Source organism: Bacillus sp. B-jedd, from assembly GCF_000821085.1.
Lineage (GTDB): Bacteria > Bacillota > Bacilli > Bacillales > Cytobacillaceae > Bacillus_D.
In genome coordinates, this window is record NZ_CCXR01000001.1 from 2,634,897 (window position 1) to 2,647,557 (window position 12,661).

14 protein-coding genes are annotated in these 12,661 nt (G+C 43.9%); all 14 read right to left on the reverse strand.

The features are described from left to right. Positions 1 to 35: 35 nt before the first annotated feature. The 14 genes from BN1002_RS13085 to BN1002_RS13140 all read right to left on the reverse strand — a co-directional run bounded on the left by BN1002_RS13085 (position 36) and on the right by BN1002_RS13140 (position 12,607). Positions 36 to 1,595, reverse strand: coding sequence for a rhomboid family protein (locus BN1002_RS13085; protein ID WP_048825513.1), 1,560 nt, complete (start codon positions 1,593 to 1,595; stop codon positions 36 to 38). A 156-nt stretch (positions 1,596 to 1,751) separates the two neighbouring features. Further along, the gene (locus BN1002_RS13090) at positions 1,752 to 1,943 is read right to left on the reverse strand and encodes a hypothetical protein (protein ID WP_048825514.1); all 192 of its coding nucleotides are present in this window, start codon (positions 1,941 to 1,943) and stop codon (positions 1,752 to 1,754) included. 75 nt (positions 1,944 to 2,018) lie between these two features. Beyond that, positions 2,019 to 2,966 carry an L-lactate dehydrogenase gene (locus BN1002_RS13095; protein ID WP_048825516.1) on the reverse strand — a complete coding sequence of 316 codons (948 nt, stop codon included), beginning with the start codon at positions 2,964 to 2,966 and terminating at the stop codon, positions 2,019 to 2,021. 94 nt (positions 2,967 to 3,060) lie between these two features. Beyond that, positions 3,061 to 3,849 (reverse strand): DUF92 domain-containing protein, encoded by a 789-nt coding sequence (locus tag BN1002_RS13100; protein WP_048825518.1) that lies wholly within the window; start codon positions 3,847 to 3,849, stop codon positions 3,061 to 3,063. Further along, on the reverse strand, positions 3,846 to 4,409 hold the full coding sequence (locus tag BN1002_RS13105) for a 5-formyltetrahydrofolate cyclo-ligase (protein WP_048825519.1): 564 nt from the start codon (positions 4,407 to 4,409) through the stop codon (positions 3,846 to 3,848). Before BN1002_RS13105 ends, BN1002_RS13100 begins: the two co-directional genes overlap by 4 nt. Before the next feature lie 59 nt (positions 4,410 to 4,468). Beyond that, on the reverse strand, positions 4,469 to 4,618 hold the full coding sequence (gene rpmG, locus BN1002_RS23340) for a 50S ribosomal protein L33 (RefSeq protein WP_082036235.1): 150 nt from the start codon (positions 4,616 to 4,618) through the stop codon (positions 4,469 to 4,471). A 54-nt stretch (positions 4,619 to 4,672) separates the two neighbouring features. Further along, on the reverse strand, positions 4,673 to 5,317 hold the full coding sequence (locus BN1002_RS13110) for a hypothetical protein (protein WP_048825521.1): 645 nt from the start codon (positions 5,315 to 5,317) through the stop codon (positions 4,673 to 4,675). A gap of 238 nt (positions 5,318 to 5,555) precedes the next feature. Next, positions 5,556 to 6,215 carry a phosphate signaling complex protein PhoU gene (phoU, locus tag BN1002_RS13115; RefSeq protein ID WP_048827939.1) on the reverse strand — a complete coding sequence of 220 codons (660 nt, stop codon included), beginning with the start codon at positions 6,213 to 6,215 and terminating at the stop codon, positions 5,556 to 5,558. A gap of 29 nt (positions 6,216 to 6,244) precedes the next feature. Next, positions 6,245 to 7,060, reverse strand: a complete 816-nt coding sequence (pstB, locus tag BN1002_RS13120) for a phosphate ABC transporter ATP-binding protein PstB (protein WP_048825523.1) — start codon at positions 7,058 to 7,060, stop codon at positions 6,245 to 6,247. An 18-nt stretch (positions 7,061 to 7,078) separates the two neighbouring features. Then, a complete protein-coding gene (gene pstA / locus BN1002_RS13125; protein ID WP_048825525.1) occupies positions 7,079 to 7,963 on the reverse strand; it encodes a phosphate ABC transporter permease PstA in 885 nt (294 codons plus the stop codon). Further along, complete coding sequence (pstC, locus tag BN1002_RS13130) at positions 7,964 to 8,911, reverse strand: phosphate ABC transporter permease subunit PstC (protein WP_048825527.1); 948 nt, start codon at positions 8,909 to 8,911, stop codon at positions 7,964 to 7,966. A 92-nt stretch (positions 8,912 to 9,003) separates the two neighbouring features. After that, on the reverse strand, positions 9,004 to 9,957 hold the full coding sequence (locus BN1002_RS13135; RefSeq protein WP_048825528.1) for a PstS family phosphate ABC transporter substrate-binding protein: 954 nt from the start codon (positions 9,955 to 9,957) through the stop codon (positions 9,004 to 9,006). 136 nt (positions 9,958 to 10,093) lie between these two features. Next, positions 10,094 to 10,252 (reverse strand): hypothetical protein, encoded by a 159-nt coding sequence (locus tag BN1002_RS23770; RefSeq protein WP_156129719.1) that lies wholly within the window; start codon positions 10,250 to 10,252, stop codon positions 10,094 to 10,096. A 204-nt stretch (positions 10,253 to 10,456) separates the two neighbouring features. Continuing rightward, complete coding sequence (locus BN1002_RS13140) at positions 10,457 to 12,607, reverse strand: peptidoglycan D,D-transpeptidase FtsI family protein (protein ID WP_048825530.1); 2,151 nt, start codon at positions 12,605 to 12,607, stop codon at positions 10,457 to 10,459. Positions 12,608 to 12,661: the final 54 nt, after the last annotated feature.

Consider the following 12,661-nt stretch of genomic DNA (forward strand, 5'->3'; position numbering starts at 1 on the left):
TCATGGCAAAATAATGTTCAATTTCAATAAAGTTCTTATCTGTAAGATTCTTCGAGCATCGCTTTTCTCAATTGATCAGCTAGATCCTCATATTCTTTTTCGCCCGGTTTGAGCGCGACTGCCTTTTCCGCATGTTCCAGTGCCACTTTTACATTCTCTTCCTCAAGATAAATGAGGGCCAGATTATAATGGGCTTCAGGGAACTCGGGCTTTAAATCAATCGCTTTTTGCAAGTGAATCTTTGCTTCGGAATATTGCCCTAATTTTATTTCCGCGAATGAAAGCATGAAATACGTCTTTTCCGTCACAGAAGTGTTTGTTTCGTATTTCTTTAAGACTTTATATGCCTGCTCATAATTTTCGTTGCTGATATATCCCTCAGCAAGCAATATGACTGACCTTTCATCCTCAGGCCCAAGTCCCTTATTAAATCCGTGCTGCAGAAGAAGAACAGTCATCAGGATTGAAACCGCTGCAAATGAAAACTGTAGAAGCAGTTTCCTCTTCTTAGGGAAATGGACAATTCCTGCACCTAGAAAACCCGCTGCCAGGCCACCCAAATGACCTGCATTATCTACCATTGCAACTGAAAAACCAAAGATCAGATTCAATATGATGATGAATATTACAGTGGGACCCATCGTCCTGTAAAAAAGCTTTGGGAAAACCAGGCCGAAATAAAGAAGTGCGCCGAGACATCCAAAGATCGCCCCACTGGCCCCAGCGGAAACTTCATGGCTGAACAAAAAGCTTGCCAATGAACCGCCAAAGCCGGCAAACAAATAGACAAATAAAAACCGTCCACTACCCATGATTCTTTCAACAGCCGTTCCGACAAAATATAGGCCGAATGAATTCATGACGAGATGTAGAAATCCTATGTGTAGAAAAATTGGCGTTAGAAATCTCCACCATTCACCATTTAAGATAAGCGGATTAAATTTTGCGCCAAATTTTAAAAGCGTAGAGGGATTCGTGCTGCCGCCATTCACTTCGAGCAAAAGGAATACAGCAATTTGAATCGCCAAAAAAATATATGTAAAGAAGGGCTTTCCTGCTTTGAAGACAGCCTGTTCCTTTTCGGCTTCTTTTTTTGCATGGAGTAGCGCATGCCTTTTAATTTCTTCAGGATCGATCGCTTCGTCCAGGTTATGTAAAAAATCCAGGTCGTCAAACGCAGCCAGATTGGCCAGGGCCTTTTCGGCGTCATTGTATGTCCCTTCAGAAAACAATATGGAGTGGACACGTGTTTCCGACATTCGGTCCTGATAAATAAAGGGTTTGCCAATGGCATCTTCATAGTCATCCACAGGAGGGTGCTCACTGACATATATATTGATGAGCGGCATCTCCCGCCTGTTCATTTGCTTTCTTATCCTTGAACCGGTCAAAGCAGTCGATTCAATATCCCTTACCATCCAATTGCTCCACGCAACATCATTGTGCAAAAGCCTGATAATCGGTGCTTTTTTATTCTCTTTTTTCTCAAGCCACAACTCCCGTTGATCTGGGAATAACTTCACAATTCTGTAGCCTGTCTGGACAATGAAAAAGTCCGCGAGCTTCCAAAATATAAAATCTTCTTTATTATACAAAAGCTTCCCCTGCTTTCTCCGGGTTTACTGCATCCCCGGACATCCTGCTTTCTCTCACTATTATAAACGAATTCCGCTCCTACAAGAAAGGAAAACAAAAGGCATTCCCTTTTATGGGATTTCTTCTTAGACAAAAAAAGAGCCGGACCGTCAAAATCAACGGTTCGGGCTTCCAAAAACTGTTTCCATCAATTTTTTCTTTGTTCCCGGCAGCCCCATAATTGTACTCACAGCGGCTTTCCTGACCCAGCTAGTTCCGAGAATTACATTCATCAACCGGTACCTGTAACGATAAACGGCATAACCTGCTGTGCCAATCATCAGAATTGAAGATAGTGTTTTGTTCATCGCATTCCCTCCTGTCTTAACTTTCCCCTTGGGAAAGAAAGTATACAAAAAGGGCAAGCTACTCAGTGGCCTGTCCTACTGATTCATGACAGGCGCGAGATATTTCTTAAGAACATCGACAGAATGCGCAAACTTTTCTTTTTCCTCATTATTCAAATCAAGTTCTACAATTTCCCTAATTCCATTCCGATTGACGATTGCCGGAACACCGATAAAGACATCTTCGTGGCCATATTCGCCTTCAAGACATGCCGATACAGTCAGGACGGAGTTTTCATTGCCAAGTATCGCTTTCGTCAGACGAACAAGCCCCATTGCTATGCCGTAATAAGTAGCCCCTTTTCTTTCAATAATATGATAGGCTGCATCCCTGACGTTCGGGAAAATGCTTTCAAGTTCTTTTTCATTGAATCCTTGCTTATTTTTTGTCCATTCCGAAATTTTTGTCCCCGCAATGTCTGCGTGGCTCCAAACTGGCAGCTCGGTGTCGCCGTGCTCTCCAATAATATAGGCATGGACGTTCCTAGGATCAACATCAAAATGCTGGCCAAGAAGAAAGCGAAAGCGGGCTGTATCGAGAATCGTCCCCGAACCAATAACCCTTTCCTTCGGCAAACCGGAAAATTTCCAGACTGCATAAGATAAAACATCAACAGGATTGGTTGCTACGAGAAAAATCCCATCGAAACCGCTTCCCATTACGCTATCGACAATCCCTTTAAATATCTTGGTGTTTTTTTCGACCAAATCCAGCCTAGTCTCACCAGGCTTTTGATTGGCACCCGCACAAATGACAACAATATCTGCTTCTTTACATTCTTCGTAATCACCAAACCATATATTCGTTTTTGATGGTACAAAAGGAAGACCATGGTTCAAATCCATAGCATCTCCCTCAGCTTTTTCCTTATTGAGGTCGATAAGAACAAGTTCTTCAGTGACTCCTTGATTCAGAAGGGCAAATGCATAACTTGATCCGACAAGTCCCATCCCGATTACAACAACCCTGTTCACACGCTTCATTCTTTTTCCTCCTTTGAATTGCGGCTTTTTTTGGTTCTTTCCCATTCAAAATCAAGCTTCTCCAAAGCGGCGGTTTTCATTCTGCGGTACCGGATTATTTAAATGCTAGAAGTATAAAAGTGGCCCATGCGGCCATCAATCCAGACAAGAAATTGACCATATCATTATCAAGAACGGCGATTCCCTTGATTTTAATAGTTTTATTCCCGCAATGGAAGGCTTTCTCAGTTTCAATACCACATGCCTTACATCTGTATAGTGCCTGAAAAAAAGCACCCATAATAGTGTCAAGCATATTACCAAAAAACCCGAAGGCAAAAATCACTATGCCGTATGCCGGCGTCAACTCAAATAAGATTACAGCAAGAATGGAGATCAAAGCGGCGCCACAAATAGCCGCCACCGTTCCTAGTGAACTGACGGCGCCAGAAGTTCCTCGCTCAGCCCGTTTCATATTAATGATGCTTACGGGTTCTCTCTTGCTCAAGGAACCTATTTCAGATGCCCACGTATCCGAGTTGGCACTTGCAATAGCAACAGCAAAGCAAATGAGCCAGATTGGGTCGGAGGTGGCCAGAAACAGCAGGCTGCAGAGAGCCCCCGGCCCTCCATTTGCCGCCACCTGTCTCCAGTCCCTTCTGGATCCCTTTGCCAGTTTTTCCTCTATTGATACTTTTTTTACTCCATTGAATTTAGACCATAAGCTGGAAGTGACAAAAAAAGCACCTAAGAGGATAAGTCCTTCAGGGCCTGCCCCGGAAAATATGGCAAACCCGGTTGCAACCGCTGCGGCCGCGCCCGACTTTGTCAGTGACTTCAGCCTCCACCCTGCCCATGAGGCTAGAAATATCAACAAGATACTTAATACCTTCCCTATAATCATGGGTGAATAACCCTTTGTTCTGTTATAATTCGGCCAACCGGAATATCGTGCACTTCAACAGGAAGTTTATCAATGAGTTGGCATGAAAAGGCTAGCGAAACAGTTTTCCCACTATAGCCGGCCAGGAAACGATCATAATATCCTCCCCCAAAGCCTAGCCTGAAGCCATTGGTTGAAAATGCCACCCCCGGTACAATCAATAAGTCAATGTCTTCCTTCAGCGCCAGGCCGGTCATTTCTTCCTTAGGCTCCTTAAGCCCATAATATACTGATTCAAGCTGGGAGAAATCAGTTAAATAGCGGAAATCCATGTTCCTGTTCGCCGGGAAGCATTTTGGGACGGCAATCATCTTGCCCTCCAGCCATGCCTGCGAAATAATTGCATATGTATCTACTTCGGGGGGGCGGGAAATCGTAATGCCAACCACTTTGGCATTAACCCATTCAGGTTGTTCAAAAAGCCTTCCGGCTATTCTAGCCGACAAATCCTTATATGTTTCACCGTCAATTAACTTAAGGCGGTTTATCATTTCATTCCGTATAATCCGTTTCTCATCCATTGCAAATCCCCACTCTCCTATTTTAGGACAACAAAAAAAGCAGCAGGAAGCCCTACTGCTTATTTTGTCTCACGATGTAATGTAACCCGCTTTTCCCTGGAGCAGTATTTTTTAAGCTCGAGGCGATCTGGATTATTGCGTTTATTTTTCTTTGAAATATAGTTACGGTCACCACAATCGGTGCAAGCTAACGTAATATTTACGCGCATTTTTTTCCCTCCAAACACTAAAAGCTTGTTCGTTGATACGACTTTTCTATAATATCATTTTTCTTTCGGAATTGCTAGTCTGTTTTTCAAAAGTGCTTTATTCAAGGCAAGCAGTTCATTTTTATCCTTTCCAGAGATCAACCATGTACATGCTCGGACAGTGTTGCCAGGTAGAATTATGGTATCGTTGGACAAAATGCTTGCGGGGTTTCCTTTTGCCATCGGGTTATATTTTAATGTCCCTTTTTCCTTGCTTCCCCATATCCCGTCCAAGCTGGCATGCCATGAAGGAACCACCGTCAGCTCCCAATTCCCTTCAGGACCCGAGCGGCCGTCAACGAGAAATAAATGCTTGTCCATTAGGTGGAAAACTATCTCATCCGCAGGAGATACGAAGGCAAAGTGCTCCTTAAGAGCGGATTGTCCATATTGCATGGCCAAAATTTTCACTTGTTTCTCTGCTTTGCCATGGTTGCAAACAAAATAGTTCAGCATCGTTATTTTGGAATGGGGCTGTTCCACAAATATTTTTAATGAAATTTCTTCCTTCATCAAGACGATTTCCGTGCGGCCGCAGCTCCAATAAACATTCCCTGAAATCCATAAGCCAGTAGCCAAAGCTAGCTTTTCAATTTGGGGAACCGGCTGCAAGCCACTTTGTATTATTTCTGGCCTACACTCTACATTTGTTTTCAACATTCCAACAACCGCCTTTTTAGATAACTACCATTCTATTTATTCGGCCCGCTTTTATGACCGGCATTTATACTATTTATGGTAGCACCTGTTTCAGAGGCGGACAATGAACGCATTTTGTCGGAAATTGCCTTGTCGCATCACTTAGCTTTTCTCTCACCGAAAAAAATTTTTTCAGTGTTTTTACGACAAATTCCCCACTATCTTTTAAGGAATTTTGACATATTTTCTCTATTTGTTTTTAACGGTTTAATTCAGATTGTTTTCCTGTTACTAAATATACGACTTGCTCGGCGATGTTAGTGCAATGGTCTCCGATTCGTTCTATATATCTGCATGTAAATGCCATTTGTGCAATTTGATTTGTTGCTCCGGGGTTGCCCGGGATATAGCCCAGCAATTCATGGACAAGCCGCCCGTACATCTCATCCACCTGGTCGTCAATCTTTGCGCACTCGGCAGCCATGGCTGCGTCTTTCAGGAATAATGACTTTAACGAACAGTCAAGCATTTCCAGAGCCAAATCCTTCATTACCGGAATATCCTTAATTTCTTTAATATGCTTTTCCTTTCCGATATGCAACGCTGATTTGGCGATATTTACGGCATTGTCGGCGATTCTTTCAATTTCGGATGAAATTTTGAGAACAGAAATAATAGTTCTTAAATCAGATGCAACCGGCGACTCTGTCGCAATCAGAAGCATGGCTTTTTCATTGATATGCAAATCGAGTTCATCTATTTCCCTATCATTCCTAACCACTTTTTCCGCATTCTCAGTGTTTTGTGATATAAGCGCTTCAATTGCTGCTTCAACTGCGATTTTGGAAAGCTCCGCCATCTCCATAAGCAATTCCTTCAAATGAGTTAAATTACTATCAAAATTTGTCCTGGTCCCCATCCTTTTCACCCCATCCAAATGATTTTCCATTAACCAAATCGACCAGTTATATAATCTTCCGTCCGCTTATCCGAAGGATTAGAGAATATTTTGCCCGTTTCGGCAAATTCAACGACCTCCCCATTCAGGAAGAATGCTGTCTTGTCCGAGATCCTTGCAGCTTGCTGCATATTGTGGGTGACGATTATGATACTGAAATCCTTCTTCAATTCCTGTACAAGTTCTTCTACTTTCAATGTAGAGATTGGATCAAGTGCCGAGGTTGGTTCATCCATTAAAATTACATCAGGTTCAATCGCCAGGCAGCGTGCGATGCAAAGACGCTGCTGTTGCCCACCTGAGAGTCCATAGGCGTTTTGATGGAGCCTGTCCTTCACTTCATCCCAAATTGCTGCTCCCCTTAAGCTCTGCTCGACAATTTCGTCGAGAATTTTTTTATTTCTGATGCCATGTATTTTTGGTCCATAGGCAATATTTTCATAAATGGATTTCGGGAATGGGTTCGGCTTTTGAAATACCATCCCGACCCTGGTCCGTAAGTCCTCCACCAGGAATTCCTTTTTGAGAATATTCCTTCCCCTGTACATGATTTCGCCTGATGTCCTAACTGAAGGCACAAGCTCGACCATTCTGTTCAACGTCTTAATAAAAGTTGATTTACCGCATCCTGATGGTCCAATAATTGCGGTGACTTCATTTTCGTTTATATCCAGATTAATATTTTTCAAGGCATGCCCTTCGCCATACCAAAGGTTAAGATCCTTTGTTTGGAAAACAGGCTGGCCTGAATTTCCCTGATGATTTTCACTTTTTACTGCAGTGCTTTCTAGTGTCCCTAGTTTCATTACCGATTCCCCCCAGCCTTAAAATCTTTTTTGGAATTTGTTTCGAATCATGATAGCAATTGAGTTCATGGCAAAAAGAACAAGAAGCAGGATGACGATTGTCGCCGCGGCCAGATTCGCATACTCTGCTGTTAAGGCGGAGTCAACCGTCCAATAATAAATTTGGACTGGCAAAACTGTGAATTTATCAAGGATGCCATCCGGCAGTGGTATTAAAAGTGCTGGTATGCCAATAACGACTAGCGGAGCAGTTTCTCCGACGGCTCTTGACAGTGCCAGTATGACCCCTGTCAATATTCCCGGCAAAGCGGCCGGCAATACAACATTCTGAATGGTTTGCCATTTCGTTGCTCCCATTCCATATGAAGCTTCCCTTAAAAATTGAGGGACTGCCCTGATTGCCTCCTGGCTCGCAACCACAACAACAGGGAGGACAAGAAGAGCCATTGTCAATCCGCCGGCAAGAACAACCGAGCCTAAATCAAGGGCACGGACAAAGACCGTCAAGCCGAGAATCCCGAAAACAACTGACGGGACACCCGCCAAATTGGAAATATTCGTTTGGATAAATGATTGAAGCTTGCCTTTTTTCGCATACTCCTCTAAATAAATCGCCGTTCCTACGCCGAGAATCATCGTTGCAGGCGCGACAACCGCCATCAGCCAAAGTGTCCCATAAATAGCCCCAAGAATTCCGGCCCTTTCTGGATCAGTTGACAGCTTGTTCAATAAAAAATCTTTATCAATCCAGCCCATGCTGTCTGAGACTACCCGATAAATGAGGATAGCCAAAACCACAATGCCAAAAAGAGTCGCAAGGAGGAACAAGAATTTTGCGAGATTGTTGGCAAACAGGCGCGTCCCCATTTTCTTTTTCACCTGTGAAGGGTCAACATATTTCATTTAATATTCCTCCCTGAATTTCCGTGACACATATCCCGCCGCCCAATTCATCAGGAGCGTAAAGACAAACAGCGTCATCGCTACCGCATACAGACTGTAATAAAGGGTAGTACCGGCTGCCGCTTCCCCGCCAGTCACCTCAACAATATAGGCTGTCATTGTCTGCATGGACTGGGTAACATCAAATGTGAAGTTTTTTGAACTTCCGCTCGCGATTGCCACAATCATCGTCTCACCAACCGCACGCGAAACTCCGAGCACAAAGGAAGCAATTATTCCGGACATCGCAGCCGGAATGACGACCCTTCTCGTTACTTCCAGTTTTGTCGCACCGAGGGCAAGCGCACCTTCCCTCATTGCATTGGGCACCGCATTCATGGCGTCTTCCGAAAGTGAGGCGACCATAGGAATGATCATAATGCCCATCACAATTCCCGGGCTAAGAATGTTCGTCGGTTCCAAACCGGGAATAAAGGACCGCAACAAAGGAGTGACAAATGTAAACGCAAAGAATCCATATACAATCGTCGGAATTCCTGCGAGGATTTCGAGTATTGGTTTCAAGGTTTTTCTTAATTTCTCTGATGCATACTCACTTAGAAAGACAGCTGTCATGACGCCGATTGGCACCGCAACAACCATCGCGATTGCTGAAGACAGAACCGTCCCCGTTAATAATGGAAGGACTCCGAAAACCGCATCCTTTCCAAGCGGTTTAAGCTTGGTGCCCGTAAAAAAATCGAAAAAAGAGACTTCTTTGAAGAATAAAACTGTTTCAGTCAACAAGGTGATGACAATCCCTATTGTTGTCAAGACCGAGATAGCGGCAATGCCCAAAAGGATTTTTGGTATTAGTTTTTCGATAAAGTTTCCAAAGCTGACAGCCTTTTTCTTTTCAAGTATCTGTCCGCTTATGTTCAGTTTTTTCACCCCAGAAGTTTTATCCATACTGTAAACCCCTTTCACCTCTTACAAATCAACCCGTACCAAGGCAAAAGATGAGAAAATGGCTTCTCATCTTTTGGCACTGGGCTCGAGTATTACTTTTTCAACTGTTGTAGTGCATCCAGGGCAGCTTTTTTATCCTCATCAGACAACGGGGCAAAACCCGTTTCCTTTGCGACATCCTGGGCATTATTCATCATATAAACCGCATAATCCAAAACTTCGGCTTTATCTTTAGCATGATTAACATTCAAATAGGTGAAGACCGGACGGGTAAATGCTGCATAGTCTCCGTTTTCCTTAATCGTTTCCAATGATGGCTCAACCGGGCCTTTGCCAAAATCGACTTTTACAGCGGTCAGCTTGTCTTTATTATTTTCGTAGTATCCATAACCAAAGAACCCGATTGCGTTTTTATCCTTTGAAACAAGATCCACTAACGTAGAATAGTCTTGCTGGAGATTGATTGCTTCCGGAAGCGGCTGTTCTTCAAGGATTTTTTCAAACATAAATTCATAGGTACCGTGGTTTTCATTCGGTCCATATGTTTTGATTGGCTCCTTCGGGAATTCCGGTCTTACGTCAGACCAGTTTTTCTTTCCTTTTCCTTCTGTGAAAATATCGATGATTTCCTGCTGTGTCAGCTCTTTAGCCCAGTCATTGTCTTTATTGATAACAATTGTGATCCCATCAAGGGCGACTTTTAATTCCTGAACATCAATTCCCAGTTTCTCGGCTTCCGCCTTTTCCTCATCTTTTATAGACCTGGAAGCATTATTAAAATCTGTTCCGTCTTTAACAAGGAATTTTTTAAACCCGGCTGATGTACCAGCTCGGCTTACTTCGACAGAAACATCTTCTTGTTCGTTTGTCATGTAGTTTTCAGCCATCTTGGCCATAAAAGGATAAACAGTTCCTGATCCATCTATGACAACGCTGCCCTCCAAGTTGCCAGCATTGCCCTTTTTGTCTTCCCCTCCGCAGGCTGCCAATACAGCCATCATTGCGATAAGAATGATTGGTAATCCTAGTTTTTTCATAAGACTCATGAACGTGTACCCCCTGGAATATGTTTTTCCTTACATGTACAGATTAAGGGTTGACTGTTAATTGCGTTTTAATTGAGTGTTAATGTTTTGTAAATTTATCTTTCTTTTTAATGGAGTTTTTTATTCAAAGGCTCTATTATCCTTGATTGTTGATTTCCACTCCGGGGACATGCTTTCCGCGGGGCGAAGCATCTATCTGTTTTTTCTTCATGAGAAACATCCATGAATTGGCTTCGTGTTGCTTTGCGACGAGCTGAAGGTTCACTTCCTCGAATAGTCTGTGGCACAGGAGCACTCTTTATGGAGCCTCCTCGGCCTCTTAGACGCCTGTGGGGTCTCCACGTGCCGCTCCATCCCGCCGGAGTCAGTCCCCTTCGTTCCAATCAACTTCTTGAAAATCAACACTTACCTTTAACTGAGCCTATACAAAAATAAAAACTGCACCCGGCTGTCGGTTTGATCCGACAATCGGAATGCAGTTTACTTTGATCATTTTAAATTATTGGCCTGAAGCAGCTTGCTCTTCAGCTGTACCTTCTTTCGGGGTATTATTCTCCGCGTTTTCACCGGACGCGCGTTTTTTCTGAAGCTCAAAGTAAGTGTCGAGGACCTTTTTGCCAATTTTAGTATTGGCAGAGTGGCCGCTGTTCCCCTGGTAGGCCCATGGAATGAGCACTGCCATCGCAACTTCCGGCTTATCAGACGGAGCATAACTGACGAGGCTAAGGTTCATGACCTCAGGTGGGATTTTTCCGAATCGGCTCCGTTCAAATCCATCATAAAACGCCTCGGCTGTTCCCGTTTTTCCTGCTGGTCTGTATTTGGCACCCGCAAATGCCCTTGCAGCTGTGCCGTCGCCCTGCATGACCATCTTGAAACCAGTCTGGACACGTTTCAGCCATTCTTCTTTGCCGTCCAATTTATTCAGGACCTTAGGCTGGATTTCCTGGATGACTGGTCCGAGTTCCTCCGATTCCATGATCGGCTCCCTGATTTCCTTGACGATATGCGGTTGGACCCTGGTTCCTCCATTCGCTATGGTCGAAACGTATTGGGCAAGCTGCATCGCGGTATACGTGTCGTACTGCCCGATGGCAAGGTCAAGCTGCTTGCCATTTTCCAAGGCTCCTGTAAAGCCTGCAGACTCACTTGGCAAGTCAATCCCGGTGCGGACACCAAGACCGAATTGAGCGAAAGATTCTCGCATTTTATAAAATGACTTTATATCCATTGGAAGCGGCCGGTGAGCAACATAATGGCCATTTCCAAGTCTGATTGCAATTTCGAACATATAAACGTTTGAAGATACCTGTAACGCACGCAAGTCGCTGATCGGCCCAAATCCGCTCCTGCGCCATGATGCTTTTACCGGCGTATCCTTAATATACAATGGCTTGTCAGTAATCACAGAGCCGGGCCTGATTACGCCTTCCTGAAAACCGGTATAGACGGTCGCCCCTTTTACGGCAGATCCGACATTATAGGATGTCGCGAACGTGCCATAAGCATAATCGCTCCATTCATATTTTCCGGTCGCCGGGTTCTTTTCCCACTTTTTCCCTGCCATCGCCAGGATTTCACCTGTATAAGGGTTGGTCAGGACAACAAAACCGCGGTCGAGCAGCCTAGTATTTCCACTTCGTTTTGCTTCTTTCAATTCATCTTCGAGTATTTTCTCCACTGCCTTCTGAAGCTCCATATCAATTGTCAAGACAAGGTCTTTACCGCGTTTTCCTTCTGATATGACTTCAGTTCCAAGGATGTTTCCGCCCTTGTCGGTTTTATTCTTGACTTTCGCTTTCTGGCCTTGAAGGACTTCTTCATATTGCTTTTCAATATAGCTGATCCCTACCCGGTCGTTACGGCTATAGTCCCTGGACAGGTAATAATCGAGCTGTTCCTTCGGTACACCCCTGTCCGAAGTCGTTACGTTGCCTAGAATGGTTTTTAACGTATCCCCTTGCGTATAATCGCGCTTCCAGTCTGTCGTTGTATCGACGCCTGGCAGTTCTTCAAGATTCTCACTAACTATCGCGAACTCTTCAGGTGTAACGCCTTCATTTTTTACAATTTGCGCTGACTGGGCATAACCGGAATTGAATTCGCGGAATATCGCGAGTACTTCAAGCTCCGAAGCTGTCAGGCTGTTTATTTCCTCTTCCGTGACACGATCCACCTGCAGTTTGTATAGCTCTTTATCGGTCAGTTCTTTATTCTCGTACAAATCCCATTCTTTTTTGGTGATCTTCTTCTTGGCCTCTTCCGGGTGTTTCATCAGCCAGAAGTCTATTTTGTCCCTGACCTGAACCTTTTTAGTATCCTTTTCAATCATACCGGCAAGCTTTTCGGCAACCTCAAGCATTTCTTCCTGGGTCGTATTCTGGTATTTTGTATAAGTGATGGCATTTAGGGGGGTATTATCTACAATAACTTTCCCATTCCTGTCAAACATCTTTCCCCGTGGCACCGGGTTTTTCACCGTTACATCCTCAGTCCGCTCAATTTCCCTTTTAAAGTCATCCCCATAAACGATCTGTACAATTCCCAGCCTGAGAATCAGCATCGAAAAAAGGATAAAAACTGCGAAAAACAATATATTCAGCCTGAACGGAACTAGCGGCCTTTTCTTTTTCTTCTTTTGTGTTACCATATGCCCACACTTCCCCATAAATAATTCATTATCCTTATTCTAGCTGATATTGAA

What these genes read in the sequence shown, in the direction of transcription:
- BN1002_RS13095 (WP_048825516.1), bottom strand. Translation starts at nt 2,966, where the DNA reads ATGAAGCGTGTGAACAGGGTTGTTGTAATCGGGATGGGACTTGTCGGA.
- pstB (WP_048825523.1), bottom strand. Translation starts at nt 7,060, where the DNA reads ATGAAACTAGGGACACTAGAAAGCACTGCAGTAAAAAGTGAAAATCAT.
- pstC (WP_048825527.1), bottom strand. Translation starts at nt 8,911, where the DNA reads ATGGATAAAACTTCTGGGGTGAAAAAACTGAACATAAGCGGACAGATA.
- pstA (WP_048825525.1), bottom strand. Translation starts at nt 7,963, where the DNA reads ATGAAATATGTTGACCCTTCACAGGTGAAAAAGAAAATGGGGACGCGC.
- phoU (WP_048827939.1), bottom strand. Translation starts at nt 6,215, where the DNA reads ATGGGGACCAGGACAAATTTTGATAGTAATTTAACTCATTTGAAGGAA.
- BN1002_RS13110 (WP_048825521.1), bottom strand. Translation starts at nt 5,317, where the DNA reads ATGTTGAAAACAAATGTAGAGTGTAGGCCAGAAATAATACAAAGTGGC.
- BN1002_RS13105 (WP_048825519.1), bottom strand. Translation starts at nt 4,409, where the DNA reads ATGGATGAGAAACGGATTATACGGAATGAAATGATAAACCGCCTTAAG.
- BN1002_RS13090 (WP_048825514.1), bottom strand. Translation starts at nt 1,943, where the DNA reads ATGAACAAAACACTATCTTCAATTCTGATGATTGGCACAGCAGGTTAT.
- rpmG (WP_082036235.1), bottom strand. Translation starts at nt 4,618, where the DNA reads ATGCGCGTAAATATTACGTTAGCTTGCACCGATTGTGGTGACCGTAAC.
- BN1002_RS13135 (WP_048825528.1), bottom strand. Translation starts at nt 9,957, where the DNA reads ATGAGTCTTATGAAAAAACTAGGATTACCAATCATTCTTATCGCAATG.
- BN1002_RS13140 (WP_048825530.1), bottom strand. Translation starts at nt 12,607, where the DNA reads ATGGTAACACAAAAGAAGAAAAAGAAAAGGCCGCTAGTTCCGTTCAGG.
- BN1002_RS13100 (WP_048825518.1), bottom strand. Translation starts at nt 3,849, where the DNA reads ATGATTATAGGGAAGGTATTAAGTATCTTGTTGATATTTCTAGCCTCA.